Below are 24,282 nucleotides of genomic sequence, written 5' to 3'. Positions count from 1 at the left end.
ATCTTTTTGTTCTCGCTTAAAAACCTAGGGGCAATTTACTCTTTTTTCTTACAAGAACCAATTATTATTTATTATTTTTCACTAATTTAACAAGGAATTTTGATGAAATTTTTAAACCAGTAATTGTACATAATTTTTGTTTATCTGATAGTGAAATATCATTTAAATATATATATCTTTTTACAACTTCTCTAATAATTTGCATCACAATAATATTATTTTTATTTTTGTTTACAAATAACTCTAACTCTCTATACGGGAAATCCTTATAGTATTCTATTTTAATAATTAAATTTATTAAACTTACTGCAACAGTTGGTATTTTTTCCTCAATCCTAGTAAATGTTCGGTCTAAGTCTTCAGTACCAGCAGTCATAGCAATTTTCCATAGGTTATTATGTGTAATAATACTCGCTAATGTGTATACAAACTGTTGAGCAAATGCTGTTGATTTATCTTGAGTAATTGAACTTTTTTTACTTAAGGAATCTGAGATATGCTCTATCAACATGTCGGCTATTTCTTCAATTTGTGTGATCAACCAATGATTTAATCTAAGTCCTAATTGGTAATGTTCAGTACTTAATGCTATTTTTTCTTCCCTGTTCATAGATCCATAATAGTTTCTTAATATTTGACCTATTACTTCTAGCATTTTAAAGGACTTATTTGCAGTATTTACCTCTTCAATAACTTTTTGTTTTATTTCATCGTCTTCTACTTCTTCCAAAAAACGGCTTTCTTTCGATAGATTATCACCTTCAGATTGCTTAGATATTTTTTCAAAATCATCTTTACTTTTATTTACATTCTTCCTATTTGCCACAGCGTCCAGATCTGCATTTACTTGTGGAATTATAATTGTTCTACATAAATTGTTTATAAATTGAATTTCGTCTTCTAACTTACTTGGGGGTAAAGTATTTAAAAGTTCTCTTGCAGCATTTAAAACACATTCTTTAATAACTGCCTCTTTAGAAAGATGAGTCAAAAACATAATTATATTCGCATTTTGTGTAACGTGAAGATTATTTGTTATATCTATTAACGCATCTTTAATCTCAACTTTATGCAAATTTCGGGCAAAATATTGAGCAGTAAAAAAATAAAAGACATATGGATAGTAAAATTCGAAACATGATTCCTTAAATCGAATAACTTTTTCATTAATAAGCTTATTTCTAAGTGAAATAAACGGAATTTGATCGGGATTCATATCATAATATTCTAAGTGATTCTCATGAAATCCTCTCCACTCACTTAAAGTGATTTTGTTATCGGGATGAATAGAAAGATAATATGCGAAATCAGTTAAATACTGATATAATTTTTCTGTTTCATTAAACTCAACTTCTAAATTAACCAAGGAATCTTTTATTAAAATTTCAAAGTAATATCCGTTCGAACTTTTTTCCAAATTATGTGGTTGTCTTGATTCCATTGAGCTTAATATCATTAACATGTATAAAGGATATTTTGGCACGAAACCATTTCTTAAAATAGGAGCCATACCATGTTTTTTTATATCAATCTCTTTTAACAGTTTAGCACGATCAATAATCTCATGTTGTCCTAGCAAAACCCATTTCTCAATTAATTCCTCTTGCTTTTGATAACCAAATTCTAGAACTTTAAATCGTCTAATTCGTATACCTTCATTTGTAACATTTAATACTAATTTAGGTGAGAGAGGAGTTTCAGAATCAGCAAAAATAATTATTTGTCTAAAAAATTGAGATAATCTTTTAAAAAACTTTACTTTAGTATCATCGTTTAAAATACATTTATGCCAGTCTTCAATAATTAAAATTCTTTCAGCAGTATTTAGCTGTAAATATATATCAAGATCATTTAGTGAATAAACTTCATCTATGGATTTTTCTATTAATTTTTCAATATTATGTGCTAATGTGGGGTTTATTATCTCACTATTTATTAATAAAGGATAATAACCTTCGCTTAATTTATACTGAATGATTATTTTTGATAAAGTAGTTTTTCCACTATCCTTTTCACCACTAATAAGAAGTGTAGATTCTGTATCATTAGATATTAGTTCAGGAATATCTATAGTTTCAATTAATTCTTGCATTTCATTTTCTTCATGGTATATCATTTCTTCTAAATCAGGATATACAAATAAATCATTAAGATTAACTTTTTCTTTTCGAGGGTGGTTTAATGGAATAGCAGATTCTGTTAAAAAATCCCTAAACTCAGAATTAATCAATAATTTACGAGTTGACAAAGTTCCATATTCTCGAGAAATTGGATACCACATCTCCCTATCTCTATCCTTTAAGCAGTACATTCTAGAATTCCATGACATTGTAGATACCTTAAATTGATTTTTTTCTAAATCAAACTTGAGTATATTGTACTCACTTAAACTTGGATCTGAATGTTCTTGTAATGTTCCTCCTTCAACATAAACTACATTTTTGTTGTTCCAGTCAGTCTTTATAACTTCAGTTTTTACATGTTCATGCCCTGACAATACTATATTGGAAACACTTTGTATTATCTCCTCTATTTTCCTCTTATTATTTGGTTCTAACCAATGCGTAGGGTGATGTAATAGAGTTATATTTATAGGACTTAAATGGCCTTTTACTTCATTTAAAAACTTTTCGTAAAATAACATTTCCCCTGGTTTTTCATGAATAGTTGTAATCCAAGAAGTATTCATAAGTATAAATGATATTTCTGTTTGATTAGTAAAACAGTTAATGACCTTTACTAAAGGGTTGGGGGCATAAACTTCTTTAAGAGTCCTCCATTTACTATGATATAAATCAATAAATGAGTTAAATTCATCTTGCAGTAAAATATTTTTTTGAAATATTTCATTTTCAATTAACATTATATTATTTTTTACTTGTGGTAATATTGAGTTTCTAAATTCTTGTAACTGTATATTAGAAAAATCACAATCATGATTTCCAGGAATAAATATAAAATCGAATTTTAAATCAGGTAATTTTTCCTCAAGGGTAGCACTAATACCTTCAAAAAAAGGTGAAGCTATACCATTATATTCCTCTTTGTCTCCCCTATCAGCTATATCACCTGTGACTGTAAAAATAACTTGTTCTTGATCTAAGCATTCTGCTACTAATGAGTCCAAGAATTTATTTCTTTTTTTAAAAAGTGAATTATCTTTAAGCTTTGAAAAATGAATATCAGATAATTGGATAATTTTCATATTAAGCCCTCCATTAAATGTTACTTTTTCTACTATAATAACCTTATTTTATAATCATCAACTTTATTATACATAATATAAGTTATATGTTGGAAATTTTCAGGAAATATGTTTCTACTTAAAAATTTAAAGTCAGAAAAGTATGAATCACCAAGGAAGGATCTTTGGAAGAGAAACTACTTTTAGACGAACTAGGACAAGTAGTTGAAATACAGGCACAAGAAAGAATAAATGAGTTGATTCCTTCATTTAAATTAGCATTTGATCCGAATGTTCCATATGTGTTCTCATCCGAGTCAAATTCTAATATCAAGTATGGATAATGTAGCGAACGAGCCACTGTTCATCTTACTTTTGTAAGCCCGAAATATAAAAAAATAAGCGCACCTTCTCGGTACGCACGGTGTTTCTCTGTTTTAAATAAACTAATAATTTTGGATTAAAATCATAGAACCCTTAAATCTCATTTGTCACCCAATATTAACCGAAATCCGTTTTATGATATCATATACAATAAAGGCGATAATTAGGAGGTTTTTATGTATATTAAACAATTAAAAATATGGGGCTTTAAAAAGTTTGAAACATTTGACTTAGAATTTAATGAACATATTAATGTAATAATAGGAGAGAATGAAGCTGGTAAAAGCACGATATTAGAAGCAATAGATATTGTTTTAAATCAAAGATTATTTAATAACACTAATAACTTTGAAAAATACTTTCATCTCAACAACATAGAAGCTTTTAATACTAACCCTATCTTAGACAATCTACCAGAAATTAAAATTGAATTAATATTTAATGACGAAACTGAAAATGAGATAGAGAATGAATACTTTAATGGTTTACATTCCTCATACGAATCTCAATTAAAAAACGGCATTACTTTTAGTTATAAATTCGATCAAAATTATAGAGAATTATTTGAGACTACACAAATAGATACTTTAAATGAGAATTTTATCCCTACAGATTACTATATAGCTGAGTGGACTACTTTCTCTGGTAGAAAATATATTAATAAAAAATGCCCTATAAAAAATGTACTTATAGATAATTCTATAAGAAAAAACAATCTATTTGATTCGTATGCTAAAAGGATTTTTAACGCTAATACAGAACCCCAAAAGCGTCAAAATCTATCTCATCAATTTAAAAGAAATATTTCAAAATTCATTCTAGAAAATAATGATGATTTAGCAATCAAGGACTATACACTAGGAATAGATGAAAATAAAACCATATTAGAAAACTTAGTTGATTTAAAAAGTGAAGGTATCTCGATCCAAAATAAAGGTAAAGGCAAAGAAAATCTTATTAAAACAGAAATTGCATTAGAAGTTAATAGTGATTTAATAATGTTAGAAGAACCTGAAAATCATTTGAGTTATGTTAACACTCGTAAACTAATAAACGACATTCAACATATGTGTGGACAGGCCCAAATGATTATCACTACTCACAACCCATTAATCGTAAGTAGATTGAATCTAAAAAATACATTATGGATAAGCAACGATACTTGTCATTCTTTAAAAGATGTGGATGATGAAACAGCTGATTATTTTATGAAAACTGACAATATGCAATTGTTAAATTTTATTTTATCGAAAAAAATAATTCTTGTAGAAGGTAACAGTGAGTACATTCTTTTACCTTTCCTTACTAAAAATTCATTTACAAGCTCATTAGACGATATGAAAATAGAGATTTTATCTGGTGGTGGCATTACATATAAACACTACATAGAAGTTTCAAAAATAATAAAAAATCATTTATTAGTAGTAACAGACAATGATGGCAATCAAGAAACTATCGATGAGATTCAGCTATTTAATAGTGCTACTTTTGGACAAAGCATACTTATAAAATGCGCAAATACACCTGAGGAATTTACCTTTGAGGTTTGTCTTTATAATAAAAATAAAGCGATACTTAAAGAAATTTCCGATAAGAAACCTGGTACACATGCTGAATATAGAAAGCAACCTTGTGATAAAGATTTAGCTTACATGTTAAAGAACAAAACAGAAAGTGCATTATATATTACTACCGAAGGATCTTATAAAAATACAATTCTCCCAGACTATATTAAGGAGGGCATTGAATGGCTAATTCAACAATAATGCTTGCCGCAGCAGGTTCAGGAAAAACATACTACGTCGCTAACCATTTAGACCCTAATAAGAAAAATTTAGTTATCACTTATACAAATCAAAATGTAGCAAACTTACAAAAAGAAATCATAAAAAAATTTGGCGAAATCCCTATTAATACCAAGGTAATAACTTTTTCTAGTTTTATATACAGATGGCTGTTAAAACCTTTGGAACCAATTTTAAAAATTGGAAATCATGAAGGTTTTATTACTACTGGTGTTGAAGTAAAAAAAACACCTGAACCCCAGACTGTTGATAAGAAACCTAACCCCAAATATAATAAAAAAGTTGAACTAAAGCACTATATTTATTTTGGTAAGTATTATGTATCAAGAATGTCATCTTTGTTCAACGATCAAAAAAATTCAGTAAAAAAAATAATTTTACAACGTATTATTAAATTTTGTGATTGTATATATTTCGATGAATTACAAGATTTTATGGATGCTGATTTTACACTGCTACAGTATTTTATAAAAAATAAAGAGATTGAAGTATTTGCTGTAGGGGATTTTCATCAACATTCTGTTAGCAAATCTAACACAATCTCTAGTAAGCCATTTAAAAATGGAAAACGTTATATCACTAAAGAAGACTACATAAATTTATTTCCTAATGATACTGTAATCGATGAGACAACTTTAATAAAAAGTAGACGAGTCCCGAAAGAAATTTGTAAACTTATAAATAGTAAATTAAAAATATATATTGATTCTATAAGTGAGATTAAAGGCCATTATGATTTACTTACTACTGAATCTCAAATTAAAGATGTTCTAAACGATACATCAATAAAGAAATTATTTTATAGAGAAAGTGCCAAATATACATGTCTTCCCAATATTAATTGGGGATATTCTAAAGGTGATACTTATAAAAAAACATGTATTATTTTAACAAGCACTTTTGATAATTTATTTGAAGACAATTTCTCACCTAAAAAATTATCCCCCACTCAAATAAATACCTTATATGTAGCAATTACACGAGCAACACATGAAGTGTATTTTATAAAAGATAAAGATTTTAAACCATTAAAAATAGACTATGTAATCAAAAATTAAAATACCAAGTAGAGATTATAAATTAATAATCTCTACTTGGTATTAGTAAATCAACCATATAACTACGTCACAAATTTTTTTGTGATTTTAAGTATATATTCGCCAACACAATAATACCAACCCTTTCAGGCTACTTGGTTTTAATACCCAATGTATTTAAAATGGTTATATTAATTTCCATTGAATTTACCTATAACTTTTGGCATATGTATGATTAACGATTTACAATAGACAACTAGTAAGTTCATTATGTAGATAATTAAATAATTGCCCACAATTATAATCGATTGTAGGCATTCAACAGAATAAAATTCCCAGTATATCAATAAAAAGGAGGGAACTCTAAAACTTATTGTATCTGGTCTCGAAGCTAATTGTTGGATTCACTTCACTGGAATAATTAGTGATTTTGCAACACTTTTAATAAAAGTCTTTACTACGAAGTTCTAGAACTTCTTTTATGTAATCTCGAATTTCAGGCTCTGCAAATTTCTTCCCTATTTTAACTTTGCTATAAATGTAATTCTTATTAAGCACTTTCCCTTCTTCAAAAGCAGTAGAAACGCATTCATTAATTTGCTGTTTTATTTTTTTTACTTGTTCAATTTTTTCTTTCGATTTATATGCTTTATATCTAGCGCTTATAAATCGACATTCATCTGGAAAAAACGCCCTTAATGATTCATTGCTTTTATATCCAATTTGTTTAGTTACATCACTTAATTTAAGCGGTGGATACTCTTCGCTATTAATATACTGATTCATTGCAATTCTTTTTTCTTCAATGCTAAGTCTAATAAAACTCTTTTTGTTAAAAATATCCTTTTTAATAGGTCTAATTTGATTGATATTTATACTAAACTCATTTTCTTTAAATAGAATTTTTTCTATAGAAACATTTACGCAAAAACTTAATATTAATAATGATTCAAAAGAGATCTTCTTAGATTTGTTTTTCCATTGGGCTAAAACTGCTCTATTAAAACCCATATTTTTCGCCAAATTGAATATCGAATTATTAGTCGGATTGAAATTTTTAGTTAACAAATCACTTATTGCATTTAAAATATTTTCACGATTGAGAAACTCTTGCATTTCACTTTTCATAAGTTCTTCTACATTTTTGTATACCCACTTCTGCCATTCTCTAGTTTCTTCACATGTATTATTATTTATTACAAGATTAGAACCTAACCAATTCTTACATTTCGAACAATAACCAATTACAGAATACAAATCTAACTGTTTGTTTTCCTTTTTACAGAACGGACAAATTGATTCCAAATTACAATTATGAATTAAACATAGTGTAACTGAATTTAGGGACCATATAAGCTTTTCATAGGCCATATTTTCATTTTTTTGTTCATATATACAAGCGGGACACCAATGCCTTGAAACTTTAATATCACCTTGAGATAACAATGGCGCTATCTTCAACCATGTTAAATCATATAAGTCTTTTCTACCTGTTAATTTCCTCAATGCATACAAAATAAATGAAGCCTGTTGATTATATCCATTTGTAGCATATGATTTATAATACGAATCATAAAGTTTATTAACGGTAAATTCCTGAGTGTCATCTGCATATATAGTTGGAAATATTAAATGCTTAACTAGACTTGAAACTGCTATAGTATGAGCATCAGAAATCCGTTGGATATAACTAGTCAAACTCTCAACATCTATACTATCTTTATACATTGGTTCTAATGGATAGCATATACTCCTCTCAGGCCTTTTAATGTTTTCATTATTCCATAAGGTAAGCATTTAATCACCTCAATTTGATGGATTTATTTTGGCATCCTTGTATTCATCGACTCCAATTCGATCTCGATTTGGTTTTCTTTCACCTACCCTTCCTCTTTGTTTCAAAGATTTATGAGATGTGCTTATTTCTTCACTTTGATTGGCACCCATTCCAAGCTTTAGGCTAATTCTCTCCCTAAGCTTATACTCATTATCGCTATCTTCTACGTACTTCTCCATTTCGGTTGCCTCATCCGCCATTTTCTCTACCTTTTCTAAACTAAGTTCAAATTTTTCGAAATCATTTATAGTCAAAGTCTTTTTGTTCATATCTTTAGATAAAGAATAATCAAGTGTTCGATTAAACCACAACTTCATGTTGCCAACGCAGCCTACCGAATGCAAATAAAAATACTCCCAGTGGCCTATCAAATTCGGCTCTTCATTAAATGGAAGATGCTTCTGAAATGTCCACAAAACATTTTGAAAAGCCTCCCTGTCATCTGCTATATCGGCTTTGTACCTCGGTAAATGTATATCAATTCCTCGACGAATTAGTTGATCGCTTAGATTTCTAAATTTAAGAATTTCATAGGTCCCAAATAAAACAAACGGAACCATACTAATGGAGGCAAGAGACTTTATTGTATCCATCTGGTTTCTAAGGCTTTTTCCTCGTGCTATCCTAGAAATATGTTGAGCTTCATCAATTAAAAATGCATGTGGCTTTCTATATATTAATGCGTTTTCCATTGCCCTTCTATAAGCATTTTTACTTTTATCGGTTGGCACGATTCCTTTAGAATGAACTTCAATATTAACTTTATAATTTATTAATGGCTCATTTAGAGCTGTCAAAGATCTAATATAGAAATCTTTCCAATCAAAACGCCCATCATCAGGTGCAACTGCTTCTGTACCAACAATAGATATAAATCCTTTGTCTTGAAGCATTTCTGTCAAATATTCTTTAGTATAATCTTCAAATATCCTACTAAATAATGTAGATTTTCCGACACCACTGGGTCCAAAAATAAGTAAAATCTCATTTTTATCGGCAACACTAATCTTATTTTTAAAATCTTCATAAGCCTTCATCAAATTGGGATGAGCCACAGTGAGATTTTTAAAGTAATCTATTTTTTCATTAGCTGATTTAAGCATTAGGTCTTTAGGAAATAGCTGTTCATCCATTTCTAAAACTCCTCATAGGTGATGAATTTTTTTATATCAATTTCCTCCTGTTTTTTAGAAGGAGTTATACTTTCTTCACTCACAATAGAAAGATGCTTTCCTTTAAATTTAGGAGCATTATTATTACTTTGATTATCTTCCCCATCAGTCACTTTTGTCGATAATTTCGCTGCCTTATCTTTTAAATGTTGTATTTGTAGAACTTCTTTTGACTCTGCTGAATCAAGGAAATTTGCAATTATCTTTCCTGTAATTTCAACAGCCTTTCCAGCATTCTTCATACGTTTCCTAAGCTCGATAGTAGCCATTTGTATCTCTTTTTCGGTACGATTTTCAAAGAGCATAAAATTTTCAGACCTAAGTTTAATCCAATATTTATTTACATAGGCATAAGCAGTAGACATATCAAATGGATCATACCTTACAAAAACACTCTGTCCTTCCAGTTCCGGGTGATCAAGCATATCTCCCCAATAATAAATGTTATTTATACGAACCCCACGTCCAGGTTGAATTTTAGCTTTTTGTTTTGGAGTAGAGGGCAACGTCATTATTTCAAATAATTCATCATATCTAATAAAAGTATGCTCTCGCTTGCCAGTTCTATATAATCGATTTTCATAAAAATTCCTTGGAGAAGTACCTAATGTTGAATGAATTTGCTGATCATATATTTGATAACACCATTCATCCATCATTTCGTGTAATGATTCAAATGTCCAAATGGCATTATGTTTAGGGTTGAATTTTTTAGTCACTTCTCTAACTTTCTTCATTATTTGTGTATTCCCTAATAGATTATGAATAAATTCAGTATTAGTAGTACCAAACATTCTTTCACAGACAGAACCGAATTTAGGCTTTGCTCCCGGCCGCTGTGCTTTAGTGACATTATATTTGGCTAACAATGTATCAAAATAAACACTATGAAATTCCTTACCACCATCTACTACTAACATTTTTGGTAATCTTGAATTTCTCTTAACGCATTCTCTCAAAACCATCATACAAGATCGGTAGCTAGGTGGATCGAATGTTAAATAGAACGCTAGTACTCTTCTGGAATAGGCATCGATTAATAGGCTGAGCCAAGGTCTACCTAAGTTTTCATGTGTATCTGAACAAATTAATTCAATATCTAGTTCAGTATGATCTAAATGACAAATCTGATATGGGAAATCTCCGTGCCTTGGAGTAGTTGTTTGTATCTCAAAATAGAACTTTTCTGTGTCATATGCAGCTTTCGGCCCTTTTCTTTTTTCTGTTTGAACATGGATGGATCTCTTTTTTGATGCTTGCCAAAATGTAACGTTACTAGGGGGCGTCCATCCCCTATCTATACATTCTTGATAAAATCGTTTATAGATTGAATTAAGATTAGAACTGCGTGGATTTTCATATTTCTCTTTGATATATTCATCCATTAATTCTATAATTTCAGGAGATAGCTTTCGTTCTCTATTTCCTTGATTATTTCTTTTGTTTAATAGACCTACAAAACCATTTCCAAATTGACTTTGGGCATCTTTGTATTTCTTTACCCAATCCCTAAATGTTCTTGGACTAACCTTTAACTCTTCTAAAGAGATGCCATTCCAGTGGTTTTGCAAAACACAATATTTACGATTAGCCTCCTCCAAGCTTTTGGGTGAAGCACTAAGTATAATGTCTATAACTTCTTCTGAAGTGGTTGATTCATTATTAGTATCATTGAGGGGTTTTATTGTACCTTCCTGATATAGTTTTTCAAAAAGAACATGTGGGATTTTAACTTCCTGTTCTCCATTCATAATAGAAATACTGGATTCGCTTATGCTTAAAATTGTACAGGGTTCTGCTGACCATAGGAGTGGTTGTAACGGATAAATGTTGAGAGCTGATATATTTAATGTATCTTTTACTTTTTCATTAGCCATATTGTAAAATGCGTTCGCAGATTCTTTATTTAGATATATTGAGAACTTATCAAAATCAGTGATTAAAGTTTCTTTGATATCAGCATAGATCTCATTTTGTGCAAGAAGATGGTAAATATCATCAGCACTAAAATCAAGTTTCATATTTAGTAATCTTTCAAGACTTATACCTGGTTTCTCAGCTATTAAATTAATAATAAGATCTTTCCTGGTTGATGAAACAGCAGTTTTATCACCAATTAGATAATCTTCTAAAAATCTAATATTCCTTTGGAGTGTCCAATCTATTTCGCTAGAAGTGCGAATTCGAAAAGATAATCCACACGCTTTTGCATACTCTTCAGCTGGTGGGCATCGGAAAGCACCTGTTTCATCTATACAATATCTACCAGGATACTTTAGAGTCAAGTTCGATAATTCTTTTTCAGTCTTCCATTCTTCATAACCTATCCATTCTTTTTCAATAACGAAAAAGTCCGGAGTATAATAGTGTCCAGTGTTACGCCCTTTATTTTGGTATCGAATTGGAAAAGTTTCCGGTTGGTCATAATACTCAACGACATTTGAATCGAATTCTTTTTCATAGATAGCCGCTAATTCAAGGGTCCTACTTTCAAATTGAATTGTTACTCCCATTTTTTCACTTGGATAAAAGCCAGAAACATTTTTTCCACTTGATCTTACTTTTCGTGAAGGTTGAGATGTTCTTATACACTCTATTTTCTTTACTACATTTTCCTCGATATTCAGTTCAAGAAACAGCTTCATTAAATCTTTTTTCAAAATTATTCCTCCCTTCTTCTTTCAAGTTAATTATTATTTTGTCAGCGATGATTTCTTCTCTTTTCAATAATCTTGGTACTTTCCCTTACCTATTATTTCCTCTACTTTCCCACTACTTGGATAAATACCCCGTTTCATTAAAGTATAAACTGTATTATCAATACTTTTTTTCATAGCATTATTTTTAAATTGTTTTTTCACTTCTAAGCTATCCAAATAATTCATTTTTATTTGTTGGCAATCGTTTGGGTACATACATCTGGGTTAATAGCTTTCTGTCACACTCCATCTGATTCGCTATCTTACTTAATTGAATAGGGCCTCTTTTCCGCAATTATAAATTTAAGAAAATTCCGAATTTTTTTACAATCTTTTTTAACTCTTCCAGAGGAGACTATTCTATCAGAACAATCATTTTTAAAAGTTATATTAGATTTCTTCATATTAAAGAAATCAGTTAGACTATATATAATCGGTAATTCTACGGCTTTCAAATCGCCCATTTTTCCACTACTATATTTACACTAACATTTTGTTTCCTCCCTCCAACTCTCCTTGCTGGTGCTGATACTCTCACTCTCTATATTTTTTACAGTTTCTATGTTTAAATTTAATTATTTATCCACTTTTTAAACACGTTTGAATCTATCATTGTTAATCGTTTCCTTTGACTATTAAATAAGCTTATGTTCTACCAATAAGTTCTTCCAATATTCCTTTAGTACTCTTTCTCTAAATACACTTCTTTTACCTAATCTCTTTTCAATTTCCCTTCTACTCGGAAATATTCCATCATCAATTAACAACTGAAAAATAACTTGTACTTCTTTTTTTAATAAATTTATTCGTTCAGTCGCCTTTTCTTTGGTGAAACTCCTATATCTTTGAGAAATCATTTTACAGTACACTGGAAATTTTCTGTACAAAACACGTCTATCTCTTCCAATTTGATTAGCAGCTAAAGTCATTGAAATTGGGATATCTAATTTTAGAATACCTTCAAGTTTTTTTTCTATTAAACGGAAATCTATAGGTATAGATACTCTTTGTAACTTTTCATTATTGGAGAATAATAAGTTTATTGAATTAGTATTTATACCCACCTTTTTTCCCTTTAATAAAAAATCTATGATCTCAATGTTCAATTTGAAACAAATTAATAATATTCCCTCTAGTGTAGATTTATTTATCCCTTTAATCCAATACCACAAAGTAGAATTTGGAATACAGCAAAATTTAGACATTTCAGACATATTACCTCCGAAAAACTTTTCATTTATAAAATTTAATTGTTTTATAATTACAAACTCCGTATGAATTAAATTAAAGTCTAACTTTAAAAGATTGAGAATATTAAGACTTAAAAATCTATGCCAGTCTGTTATTTCTTCTTTTTTTTCAGTCTCCAGGTTACTATCTCCTAAAAAAATAAAACAGTTCGAACAATATCCCGGTATATTTTTTCTTCTAAGAAATTTCATTTTCTTATGACAGTTCAAACAAAAATCTAAGAGGAAACAATTGTGCTTGTCACAAATTTCTACATTTTTCAAGTGCCATACTAGAGGATAATATATTTCCAAATTTTCAACAGACCATTCATTTATACATTTTGGACACCACGATAAGTAATCATTGAATAAGTTCCTAAGCGAAAAAAACCTTTTAAAGCGATATAAAGTAAGATTAGATAAATCATTTCTTGTTGTAAATAATTCCAACACTCTTACTGTATCTATCGAATTATCCATACAGCCATTTATTGTTTTAGCTCCTTCAAAAAAACTGTCACCACCATAAATAGCACTTTTTATTAAATAATCTTTATTAAGTTCAGGAATGATAAGTTTATTTACTAGATCCCCGACATTAAGATTATGTTTATAAGTAAGACGAATTATATAACTACTAAGGCTTTCTACCATTCCTGTTTCTAGCCCCAGTGGTTCGATATTATATAATTCACTTCTTTGATTCCATATCATACTTATTCTATATTCTCCTCTAAATAAATTTTATATTTAATTCAAAAAGCCATCTTATACTTTAAACATTCACAAAATTATCCTTATCATTAATTTCAATTCATTGTATTACTAACGGTTAACATAAATCCTTCAAAATAAACTCTTGAGCTATTTTTTATACTTTATTTTACTTAACCCTCTTTGTGCTGCGATAAAAAAAACAATTGCTATGAATGTATCTGATGCTTTTCCATCAGCCTCCTCTCATTCATAGCAATTCTTCATCTGTTTACATTATTTTTTTACGAATTACTAGTTGATCGATTAATAGTTGAATTTTGTAATGATTGATTCATTTGTTGTGAAGATTGGTTCATCTGTTGTAAAGGATGAGACATTTGTTGTATTGGCTGCATCATTTGTTGAGCATCCTGTAGATTTAATTTATCCGAAATGTTTTTTGTGAACTGTTGAAGAGTACCATTTTGAAATCCTCTAACTACACCAAAAATAACAGCTCCAATTACACCCCATGTAAGAAGTCTCACTAATAAAAACTTCCTTCCTTAAATAAAATATTTTAATTTAGTATTGGAAATTAGCCTAATACTATACTGAAAATTTTTGGGGTTATGTTCTGTTACTCTTCCCCATTGTAAAAAGGCACTGAACATCATCCCCATAAAAATATAGTTGCTCTTTATAACTAAACTTTATTGTCACTTTACACTGTACTTTAAATAAATATAAAATGCCCAATTTTCACAACATAACAATTAAGAAATTGAGCTTTTATTATTACTTCGGAATGGCACCAGCTAAGCTATAGAATTTCTTTAAATCAAGTTTTTCGAACATTTTAAAAGGGCATAAATCCGGAACTTTACCGGACGCATGTCCAACGGTTGTGTAATGAAATCATGACCTTTTTTCTGAAGCACTTCATCTTGATATGAAGACTTAAGAGGTTATTCACTGAAGTTTTTAATTCAATGTACATATAATCATTGCACATAGTTCATTGTGCTAAACGTGAGAACAACGAGACCCTTAAAATCTATACTTTCACTTCTTTTAGGGTTACTTTTATACGTGGAAGATAGATACTCGTAACACATTTGAACGCGGAATCTGGCCAATCATTAACCACAGCTCTCCATTTTTGAAACATATAAACCTCTTTCTAACTACTTATATAAAAAACAATTGTAGGCTACTCTCCGAACTATTAAAACAAGTAAAAAAACCAGTTTGAATTTTTAATTAAACTGCTCCGTTAGTACAATAAGAAAAAAGAGCTGCCTGAGCAGCTCAATGGTCTTCAAGTAAAGCGCCCGATTGTTGAAGAGAATGTTATTTTATAGTTTTTCCTTTCCCAACGAAAAACCTTCAAAAAGTCGACCGCCAAATGGTTCTAAAACAATTTCAGTTAGTTGAATAACCTTTCCTTTCTCACCAGTTTTATAAAAGTCATCGAAAGCCTCTATGAATTCTTCTGTAAATTTTACATCGTAATGCTTCAGGGCACGTATAATCCATTTCGATGAACCTATCCAATATCGATTAGTTCTTAAAACGAACTCCTGAACAAGATCAGCTAAGGAGTTGGCTATAAATATTTCCTCAGCACGATTATTACAACCTATAAAGTCATCAAGAGCATCAGTTATAAAATACCGTTTTATCGTAACCTCTTCTTCTGTCCATTCTTCAGGACCCTGTTTTAATATCTCTTCGGCCTCTTTTTTTATAGAATCTATAATTCCTTCATCTTTTAATATAATCCCTTCAGATATCATTCTTTGCATAGAAGGTTTGGCATCTTTATAATCCATTTCGAAAAAATGTTTATAGGAAGTTAAATTGTGAACAAAAATCTCTATTGGCCATCCGAAATCAATCAATGACTCCCTATAAGATGCCATTATATTTTTTTCAAAAATAACAATATCAAGATCTGAGGTATCAGTTTCTTCACCTCTAACAACGCTTCCAGCCAGTACAGCTCCCTGACAATGAGGAAAGTACTGATTAATAAATCGTTCTGCTGCTTTAATAGGCTTTAAATTCACTATAACCACCTCTGTTTTCCTATCGTTAAACTCTATCTCCCATTGTACAATCTTTTTCAACAATTTTTGCCCTTTAATTAAAAATAGGCATCTCTTTATTAAAGAAATGCGCCCGATTGTGGAAGGTCGTTATTTAACTAAAGCACCCCGTTAGCCATCCATGAAGCGCAAAATCAGCACTTCACCACAGAAAATGAAAGATGATTAAGTTCTTTCATGGTAGTTTAACAATACATTATTTAATTGGAATAAATTTAATTGATTTCGCTTGATACATTCTATCCTTATACATATACGTAATTTGAATATCCCCTATACTCCCACTTCCTCACTTTTGCGTTGTTTATATAGCTGATCTACATTTTGCCATATTTAAAAAATTCATAGCATTAATTATCCCTGTTAGCATTTTCTTTACGCAGTTTTAAATCAATATTTTTGGAACATAATTAGTTGTGTTGGAATAAAAAATTAAAATAATTAAGGAGTGTACAATATGAAGAGAATTCTATATCCATCACTAGTTGTTATGTTTTTGATTTCCATTTTTTTAAACAGTTCAATTTCTGCAAAATCTCAAACTTCAGAAAACGTTGGGAATTCTTCAAATATAGAAAATAAAGATGAAGGAAAAGTTGTTTTTAGTTACAAAAGAGATTTCAAAGCTTTAGCAAATTTTTTCAACCTTACTGAGAATGAGTATTTCCAAATGCGGGGAGATAAAAGTATGATAGAAATTGCTGAAATTCAAGGCATAAACAAAGATGACCTATTTTATTATTTGGTCTCTAAAAATTATGATGCTCTGGAATCGGCGTACAATAAAGGGCAGGTAGATTTACATTTTGTTATGGATTATGTTTTATATTTAAAACAAGATGTGGAGCAAGAAATGCAAGCTAAAAGAGATATAGATCTTCAATACGAAGATTAATTTTGAAAATAAATTTATTAAATCGATTTCAATCTTTTCCTTATCAATTAGTCGACTCAACTTTAAACACTAAATAGCCATCTGTTGAGAAATTCAGCCAGATGGCTAATTCGTTTTATAAGCGATGATAGTTACAAAAGTAAAAATTATTCTTCTACTACTTGCATAGCTCCTTGAAAAATAACAAGCATTCATTCTTCAAGAAGAAGTGTTTTATGCAGGTAAATGATCTTCAAGAAACGCACCCGTTAGTGAACAAGACGAACACAACCTTTTTTGCTATTTCCCTAAATTTATCCTTCTTCATTGAAAGTGTTCCTTGTAAGATTGAGTTTTGGCATATAAGTACCTCCACCTGCTACCATTTCTTTTGTTTCAACATCATAAATTGCATATCTACCTCTAAATTCTTTTTCTGTGTCTTTAAAGGAATAAAAGAAATAAACTTGCCTATCAGGGCTAACGGTCTGATAGTATTTAATATCAATATCAGGGTAGGGACGAAGAATATTTCCATCAAAAGTTATATAATTTAATCCTTCCACCTCATTAAACAATAACTTTTTTCTAATATTTACAGATGCATCAGGCATTTCTTTAAAAAGAACAGTATCCAAATGTCTTTGCTGTTGCTTTGGCCTCTGCTTATATCTTTGATAAACCTCCTGATGTACAGGATACTTTAGTTCTCTTAATGCCTGGTAAAATTCATCTACTGTTTCATCAAAAACTTTTTCCTTATTTGCAGTATGTAAATATTCATTTTTATCTGAAGGTGTAGTTTGTGAATAAACAGGATTTCCTAATAACATAGAAAGACTGAACGAAAATATAAACATAGACAAACTAATTAAGATTAGATTTTTCATTTAGGTTACTCCTTTTTAGAAGTAACGTACCCTAAATGTTCTTTAACTATCCTGCATCGTTAGTTGAAGAAGAAACGATATTTATATCTTAAAAACTAGAAAAACTAAGCGTATCATAAGTTCCTAAATTTTCCAGTTATATTTATTATAGTACATAAGCTTCTGCTAAATTAAAAAAAGAAGAAACCCGAAGGTTACTTCATCATCATATCAATAACTCGTTCACGCACTCGCTGTACGCTTGTATGGCTCATACTAAGTTTTGCACCAATCCAACGGAAAGGCATGCCCTCAAGCAACCAATAAAGCACTTCTTGCTCTATGTCGCCAGTTACCTTGTCAGTTAAGTTTTGAACCATTAGTAATTCATCTTTGATTTTATTAATACGAACCTCACGTGAAGCTCTGATTTGAACATGTGCATGCACTGGGTCACTTGTTCCACCAACTGCTTTTGGCATTGTTGCTTCAATTCCGTATTGTGCTGTTGATGCTGCCGCTGTTAATGAATCCAGCTCGTCTTTCATTCTCATGTACTTACACAAGTTGTCATGGTACTTCTTAATTGCCTTGTCTAGTTGGTAGCGATTTAATTCTGTTTTCTCTTTTAACATAGGTTCGCCCTCCTACGGTGTGGTATAATAATGTTGTTAAGCACCGTCAAAGGGCATAAACCAATTCGAGCTGTAGCGTCTGATCACGCTGAAAGGTGTTTTTATTTGTCTCATTTTTTTAGGTCAGTGCGTCTGCAAACGCTGCGGCTTTTTTATTTTTAAATCTATTTCACAGGCAATTCACTATACAAACATAGCTATCACATAATAATAGTAAGGTAAAGCTAATTTAGCCTTACACCTCCTAATCTATTTTACTAAGGGTCACTCCATCCCAAGTGGCCCTTTTTTTTATGATCTTATCTCACAAAAATATATTTTTTAACGCCTATAGCTAAATGGTTTATCAACCATACTCCTTCTCTACAGCTAACATATTATATATTGTAAAAAGGAGGTGTGCTTTATGGGATACTATGGTGGAAATGTTGGTGGCATTAATAACTGCGGCTATTACGGCGGCGGTAATGGTTCTACATTTGCCTTAATTGTTGTTCTATTTATTCTTCTAATTATTGTCGGCGCTACATTCATGACTGGATATTAACTTTTCCGATTTAAGGGTCGCCATCCCAGCCTGGTGACCCTTTAATAGTTTCTTTCCTCAAAGTGTGCAGTAATTATTGTTCATCACAAATTGGACATGGCTCTACCCTAAGTTTGGTAATTACTTGATTTAAACGTTCGATTTCCTGTCTAGCACCCTGAAGAACTTCAAGGATGTCTACAATATCCCTATCATCCATTCTGGAAGCCACTTCACCTCTAAGTCTTTTTTCTAAATCTTCTATAGCTTTCATATTTCAATCTCCTCCCTTCTCAAAATCTTTCTCAAAATACGTAACATTAATATTTTTTTAAAAAGAAAATATTAATTAGATTAATGCCACCTCTCATTTTTATAACTCTACATATTATAGATTATAGAAAGGAGGGATATTTTATGGAATACAGCGGAGAATTTCGCGAAGAGCGTCGCGAACGAAACCCATTCGCTTTTATCGTTGTACTGTTCATTCTTCTAATTATTGTCGGTGCTAGTTTCATGAATAGATCGTATTAACAAAAACATCTGTTGATAGCTATGATGGTCAATAAATAATAATAGCTAGGCACCTCCCTTCTGATTTTTGGGTTTAGGGTCACTTTCCACCGAGTGGCCTTTTTTATAGTTTCTTTCCTCATATACATATTTAGTTCACACCTCACTTACTGCACATTTTCTTTCTAACGTACATTAATGAAATCTTAAAATGGTCTATTTACCATGTTCGATTTTTATAAGATTAAATCTTTAGTTAATAGACAAATCGCCAATCAATTTTCTTTTTCTAATCATAAATTAATAAAGTAAGGTTAACTTTACCTTAATAAAATTGAAAAGGAGGTATTGCTAATGAGCGATATTAGAACTAAATCTAATTGTGATTCTTGTGGTAAGAAGGAAAGGAAATCCATGAATCCCTGTAAAGGTTGTGTTTGTAATCAATTAAGAACCTTACAAACTTCAACTGTAGTTGATCTTTTCATATTTGGTCGGAATATAGAAGACGTTATTTTTATTTCCTTTGACCCAAACAATTGCTGTGCATTCTTCAACGATCCAACAACGGAACCAGGCTCAACAATAATCGTCGATTGTCAAGATATTCAGGCTATCCGGATACCTGGATAAGTTATAACAGGTCACTTTCTTTATAGAAGTGACCTGTTATTATATTTACTGCACAAAATCCTCATAAAACTAATAAGGGTCTATTACCCATTTTCTTTTTTGTATAACCCAATCATTGTTTAATAGACAAATCGCCAAGCGAACTACTTTTTTAATCATATATTAATAAAGTAAGGTTAACTTTACCTTAATAAAATTGAAAAGGAGGTATTGCTAATGAGCGATATTATAAATATTAAAATTATGAACTCTGATTGTGATTCTTGTGATAAAAAGAAAAAAGAAAAACACTCCATGAATCACTGTGAAGGTTGTGTTTGTAATCAATTAAGAACCTTACAAACTTCAACTGTAGTTGATCTTTTCTTACGTGGTGGTCAAGATATAGAAGACGTTATTTTTATTTCCTTTGACCCAAACAATTGCTGTGCATTCTTCAACGATCCAACAACAGAACCAGGCTCAACACTTATTATCGATTGTCAAGAAATTCAGGCTATTCGGATACCAGGTTAAGTTATAATAGGGTTACTTTTTTATGGAAGTGACCCTTTATTATATTTGTTGCACCAAATCTTTCTGAGCTGTAGCGTATGACGACGCTGCGGCTTTTTATGTTACAATTCACATAAAAACATAACGAGGTAATTCAATGGACATATTTTCAGGAATATCGCTAGGTGGAAGTCTTTTATATTTCATTCCACCAATGCTATTACTCCCTGTTGTTATGGTAGTATGTACAGCGATTTATAAAGTCCTATTAGGCAATATTTTGCCAACCAAGATTTATAATTTATTACTTGGCCCAATTGCCCTGCTCGGGTTCTTTATTTGGGCTATCCCGATGAATATGGGATTTTATGAGTTTTTTAGAGCGATATTTTAATCGCTCTATTTTCGTTTAATCCTCATATTGTTCGTTAGTTTGCTGTAGCGTGTGACGACGCTGCGGTTTTTTTTATTTTTTAATTCGATTTTCAAGGCCATCAACTATTCAAAACCCGCAATTACAAAATAGTTATAGTAGTGTTAAGCAAATTTGCTTAGCAATCCCACATTGTGAACACCCTGTTTAACATAACGTTATAGCCGTTTCCGACTAAGGAGATGGCTTTTTTTCATCCTTTCCCACATCTTTATAGTGTTATAAATGTTTTTAAATCCCATTAGCTTTGCATTGCCCCACATTGTTATTGCACACCGCTATCCAGCCTATCACCTTTTCTCCTGTACATTTTCCTCAAAATGTGCATTGACCTTTTTATAAATTATTTAAACCATGTTACCAATTTTCTGTAAAACAGAATATCAATAATGAAGTTTAAATTATTAATTGATTGTAGCCTATTGCCCTTTACTCCATTTTTCATACGAATAAAATACTACAAATGGAGGTGAAAAAATGGATAACTGTAGTAACTGTAATAAACGTACCTGCTTATGCGGAAGCCAAATAGGACCATTCACAGCCGTAGATCTCTGTGGAATTACCGGCGCTATTCCTGTAACACCAACAGCATGTAGTGGTCTTTGCGAATATGGTTATATCTATAATCTAGGTGCTGAAACTGTAGCTGTAGAGGCAGATATTATTTTTGATTCAACAGGTATAGTTACACCGGGGATTACGCATGCTCCAGGAACCTCTCAAATTTTTGTTACCACACCGGGAATCTACGAGGTTACTTTTATCGTATCAGGTGTTGAACCTAACCAATTCACACTATTTTTAAATGGTGCACCTGTTACGCAAGCAGTCTATGGTTCAGGAGCTGGTACTCAACAAAACACAGGTCAAGTAATAATTTCCATACCATCCGACGGGTTTCTTACACTTAGGAATCATTCTTCTGCCGCAGCAGTAATCCTTCAAACTTTAGCAGGAGGCACACAAACAAACGTAAATGCTTCTATTATCCTTAAAATGTTAAGTCCAATTGTCTAGAGATATAAAAACTCTCTTCATTTCAAAACTTCAATAGATTTCATAGTTAGGAGTGATTAACCTTTTGCGCAGGGATTACTCCTTTTTTCTTTTCATACTTATGCACTCTTCCTTTACTGAACAATATTGTTCGTTTGATCCTCACAATGGTCAGTAACTCATTTGGAATTTTAAGTTATGCACTAACATTAAAATTACAATTAGTACCTAAGGCAATTTACTTTTTTATTGCACATTAGAAATCCTTCACAAAAAAATGACTGTAGGAAATAGGTTTCACTTCACTTCGAAGCATCCCCTTAAAGCCGTTAGTTACTCCGAAACATTTCCAAGTGTTGTTGATTAGTAACCATATTGCAAAGAGTAATAAAATTCTTCTGCTGTGGCACTTTTGTAGTCTCTTGCCTGAAGCCCAACGTCTTATCATTGAATGATCAATTCCAAATTCTTTCGCTACTGTTTTATAACTCATACCCTCTTTTGATTTGAATTTATTAAGTTGTTATTTAATTTTACTCAAAAAGGTAAGAGCCTTACTACAAATTATAAGTAGCAAGGCTCTTTAAGTTGTTTCATTTACATCCAATAATTATTTATAAAATGAATAATAAGTTTATATTTCTTCTTAAACAAACGCACCCGTTAGCCATCCATGTAGCGCAAAATCGGCGCTACACCACAGAGAATGAAAATGTGAAAATCGGGTATAGGATACTACGGCTGGGAGAGGAAGGTCGATGAACTATGGTGCGATAGAGCCCATCCGTTAGTCTGACTCCAACGACCACGGTGCATCACAGAATGTCGCTCCCTTACGGGAAGCACTCATGGGAGATTAATCCTACTCTGGTTGTTGCACCAGCCTCCAACACTATTTGCCGTAGAAAGGATGATTACAATGGAAGTAATCATTGAACGCGCATGTGGGATGGACGTTCACAAGGATTCCATTACTGCATGTGTTATGACTCCAAAAGGAAAGGAGATTCAAACATTTTCCACTAAAACTGTATTTCTATTACAGTTAATCGACTGGATCAAGGAGCATGGTTGTACCCACGTAGCAATGGAGAGTACAGGTGTATTTTGGAAGCCGATCGTTAACTTACTTGAAGCTGAGAATATTGAATTTTTAGTAGTGAATGCTCAACATATGAAAGCAGTACCAGGTCGCAAGACCGATGTGAAAGACGCAGAATGGATCGCCAAACTACTTCGACACGGACTACTCAAAGCAAGTTTTATTCCGGACCGAAATCAACGAGAACTACGAGAGTTAGTTCGATACCGTCGTAGTATTATCGAAGAGCGTGCTAGACAACATAATCGGATTCAAAAGGTACTAGAAGGAGCAAATATCAAACTTGGCTCCGTTGTCTCCGACATTATGGGTGTCTCATCTCGTGACATGCTTCGTGCCATCGCAGATGGAGAGGATGATCCTGAAAAACTAGCGAGCTTCGCTCGAAGAACAATGAAGAAGAAAAAGGATGAGCTTGAACTCGCTCTTCGCGGGTATATCAATCCACATCAACGGCTAATGTTAAAAACCATTCTTACCCATATTGATTTTCTTAGTGAACAGATTGAACTGTTAAATCTGGAGGTAGCTACTAGACTATCTTCTCACCAAGAAGATATAGAACGGTTGGATTCCATTCCTGGCATCGCTACCCGAATGGCTGAGCAAATCTTAGCAGAAGTCGGAACCGACGTGGAGAAGCAATTCCCCAGTGCGGCTCACTTATGTTCCTGGGCAGGGCTAGTACCTGGACACAACGAGAGTGCTGGTAAAAGGAAATCAACTAACATGAAAAAAGGAAACAAATACTTGAAATCAGCTTTAATAGAAGCTGCTCATTCTGTCAGAGGATCCAAAACCTACTTGGGTGCAATGTATAGACGAACTGCTTCGCGAAAAGGTAAAAAGCGAGCAGGAATATCCGTTGCCCATGCAATTTTAAGGATCGCCTACTATCTCTTAACACGCAAAGAAATGTACGTAGACTTAGGTGAAGATTACTTTGACAAGCAAAAAGAACAATCTATTGTACGATATTCAGTTCGAAGACTTGAAAACTTAGGGTATAACGTCACAATCATTGAACCAGATGCCTCCTAATC

22 protein-coding genes are annotated in these 24,282 nt (G+C 31.5%); 11 read left to right on the top strand and 11 right to left on the bottom strand.

Translation table 11 applies throughout. The features are described from left to right. Nucleotides 1-64: 64 nt before the first annotated feature. Nucleotides 65-3,205 (bottom strand): metallophosphoesterase, encoded by a 3,141-nt coding sequence (locus ACZ11_RS04025; protein ID WP_049663987.1) that lies wholly within the window; start codon nt 3,203-3,205, stop codon nt 65-67. Nucleotides 3,206-3,369: 164 nt separating this feature from the next. On the opposite strand from ACZ11_RS04025, the gene ACZ11_RS26155 reads away from it, so the two are divergent. From ACZ11_RS26155 to ACZ11_RS04015, 3 genes are all read left to right on the top strand, one after another. Continuing rightward, on the top strand, nt 3,370-3,528 hold the full coding sequence (locus ACZ11_RS26155; protein WP_161804431.1) for a hypothetical protein: 159 nt from the start codon (nt 3,370-3,372) through the stop codon (nt 3,526-3,528). 216 nt (nt 3,529-3,744) lie between these two features. Beyond that, nucleotides 3,745-5,334, top strand: coding sequence for an ATP-dependent nuclease (locus ACZ11_RS04020; protein ID WP_049663985.1), 1,590 nt, complete (start codon nt 3,745-3,747; stop codon nt 5,332-5,334). Further along, nucleotides 5,316-6,431 carry an AAA family ATPase gene (locus ACZ11_RS04015; protein ID WP_049663984.1) on the top strand — a complete coding sequence of 372 codons (1,116 nt, stop codon included), beginning with the start codon at nt 5,316-5,318 and terminating at the stop codon, nt 6,429-6,431. Before ACZ11_RS04020 ends, ACZ11_RS04015 begins: the two co-directional genes overlap by 19 nt. 420 nt (nt 6,432-6,851) lie before the next feature. On the opposite strand, the gene ACZ11_RS04010 is transcribed toward ACZ11_RS04015, so the two are convergent. From ACZ11_RS04010 to ACZ11_RS03975, 7 genes are all read right to left on the bottom strand, one after another. Further along, nucleotides 6,852-8,207: a TniQ family protein gene (locus tag ACZ11_RS04010; protein ID WP_049663983.1), complete on the bottom strand. Its 1,356-nt coding sequence runs from the start codon at nt 8,205-8,207 to the stop codon at nt 6,852-6,854. A gap of 9 nt (nt 8,208-8,216) precedes the next feature. After that, nucleotides 8,217-9,380 carry an ATP-binding protein gene (locus tag ACZ11_RS04005; RefSeq protein WP_049663981.1) on the bottom strand — a complete coding sequence of 388 codons (1,164 nt, stop codon included), beginning with the start codon at nt 9,378-9,380 and terminating at the stop codon, nt 8,217-8,219. Nucleotides 9,381-9,382: 2 nt separating this feature from the next. Beyond that, nucleotides 9,383-12,079: a TnsA endonuclease N-terminal domain-containing protein gene (locus tag ACZ11_RS04000; RefSeq protein WP_236690771.1), complete on the bottom strand. Its 2,697-nt coding sequence runs from the start codon at nt 12,077-12,079 to the stop codon at nt 9,383-9,385. Nucleotides 12,080-12,142: 63 nt separating this feature from the next. After that, complete coding sequence (locus ACZ11_RS03995) at nt 12,143-12,280, bottom strand: hypothetical protein (protein WP_161804430.1); 138 nt, start codon at nt 12,278-12,280, stop codon at nt 12,143-12,145. A 473-nt stretch (nt 12,281-12,753) separates the two neighbouring features. Continuing rightward, complete coding sequence (locus tag ACZ11_RS03985) at nt 12,754-14,064, bottom strand: TniQ family protein (RefSeq protein ID WP_082172661.1); 1,311 nt, start codon at nt 14,062-14,064, stop codon at nt 12,754-12,756. A gap of 284 nt (nt 14,065-14,348) precedes the next feature. Then, nucleotides 14,349-14,594 carry a hypothetical protein gene (locus tag ACZ11_RS03980; protein ID WP_049663974.1) on the bottom strand — a complete coding sequence of 82 codons (246 nt, stop codon included), beginning with the start codon at nt 14,592-14,594 and terminating at the stop codon, nt 14,349-14,351. Between the two features lie 810 nt (nt 14,595-15,404). Further along, on the bottom strand, nt 15,405-16,169 hold the full coding sequence (locus ACZ11_RS03975; RefSeq protein ID WP_236690856.1) for a nucleotidyltransferase domain-containing protein: 765 nt from the start codon (nt 16,167-16,169) through the stop codon (nt 15,405-15,407). Between the two features lie 445 nt (nt 16,170-16,614). Between ACZ11_RS03975 and ACZ11_RS03970 the strand changes: the two genes are divergently transcribed. Beyond that, entirely contained in the window at nt 16,615-17,052 is a 438-nt protein-coding gene (locus ACZ11_RS03970) for a hypothetical protein (protein ID WP_049663973.1), read from the top strand. A gap of 293 nt (nt 17,053-17,345) precedes the next feature. On the opposite strand, the gene ACZ11_RS03965 is transcribed toward ACZ11_RS03970, so the two are convergent. Continuing rightward, entirely contained in the window at nt 17,346-17,921 is a 576-nt protein-coding gene (locus ACZ11_RS03965; protein WP_049663972.1) for a hypothetical protein, read from the bottom strand. Nucleotides 17,922-18,115: 194 nt separating this feature from the next. Then, nucleotides 18,116-18,535 (bottom strand): hypothetical protein, encoded by a 420-nt coding sequence (locus ACZ11_RS03960; RefSeq protein WP_236690770.1) that lies wholly within the window; start codon nt 18,533-18,535, stop codon nt 18,116-18,118. Between the two features lie 406 nt (nt 18,536-18,941). On the opposite strand from ACZ11_RS03960, the gene ACZ11_RS24880 reads away from it, so the two are divergent. Continuing rightward, nucleotides 18,942-19,082, top strand: coding sequence for a YjcZ family sporulation protein (locus ACZ11_RS24880; protein ID WP_082172660.1), 141 nt, complete (start codon nt 18,942-18,944; stop codon nt 19,080-19,082). Between the two features lie 73 nt (nt 19,083-19,155). Here ACZ11_RS24880 and ACZ11_RS03955 read toward each other — a convergent pair whose 3' ends face one another. Further along, nucleotides 19,156-19,335 carry a hypothetical protein gene (locus tag ACZ11_RS03955; protein ID WP_049663971.1) on the bottom strand — a complete coding sequence of 60 codons (180 nt, stop codon included), beginning with the start codon at nt 19,333-19,335 and terminating at the stop codon, nt 19,156-19,158. Nucleotides 19,336-19,478: 143 nt separating this feature from the next. Between ACZ11_RS03955 and ACZ11_RS24875 the strand changes: the two genes are divergently transcribed. The 6 genes from ACZ11_RS24875 (at nt 19,479) to ACZ11_RS03925 (ending at nt 24,280) form a co-directional block, all read left to right on the top strand. Continuing rightward, entirely contained in the window at nt 19,479-19,598 is a 120-nt protein-coding gene (locus tag ACZ11_RS24875; RefSeq protein WP_082172659.1) for a YjcZ family sporulation protein, read from the top strand. A gap of 333 nt (nt 19,599-19,931) precedes the next feature. After that, nucleotides 19,932-20,210, top strand: coding sequence for a hydrolase (locus ACZ11_RS03950; RefSeq protein ID WP_403088989.1), 279 nt, complete (start codon nt 19,932-19,934; stop codon nt 20,208-20,210). Between the two features lie 216 nt (nt 20,211-20,426). Then, nucleotides 20,427-20,726, top strand: a complete 300-nt coding sequence (locus ACZ11_RS03945; RefSeq protein ID WP_400910303.1) for a hydrolase — start codon at nt 20,427-20,429, stop codon at nt 20,724-20,726. A gap of 136 nt (nt 20,727-20,862) precedes the next feature. Next, nucleotides 20,863-21,099 carry a hypothetical protein gene (locus ACZ11_RS03940; protein ID WP_049663969.1) on the top strand — a complete coding sequence of 79 codons (237 nt, stop codon included), beginning with the start codon at nt 20,863-20,865 and terminating at the stop codon, nt 21,097-21,099. A 516-nt stretch (nt 21,100-21,615) separates the two neighbouring features. Beyond that, nucleotides 21,616-22,158: a hypothetical protein gene (locus ACZ11_RS03935; protein ID WP_049663967.1), complete on the top strand. Its 543-nt coding sequence runs from the start codon at nt 21,616-21,618 to the stop codon at nt 22,156-22,158. Between the two features lie 898 nt (nt 22,159-23,056). Beyond that, nucleotides 23,057-24,280, top strand: a complete 1,224-nt coding sequence (locus tag ACZ11_RS03925; protein ID WP_049663954.1) for an IS110 family RNA-guided transposase — start codon at nt 23,057-23,059, stop codon at nt 24,278-24,280. Nucleotides 24,281-24,282 lie beyond the last annotated feature (2 nt).

It is taken from the genome of Lysinibacillus xylanilyticus, assembly GCF_001183605.1.
Classification (GTDB): domain Bacteria; phylum Bacillota; class Bacilli; order Bacillales_A; family Planococcaceae; genus Lysinibacillus; species Lysinibacillus xylanilyticus.
Note: the sequence above shows the minus strand (reverse complement) of the source record. Positions and strands in the feature narration are given on the sequence as shown.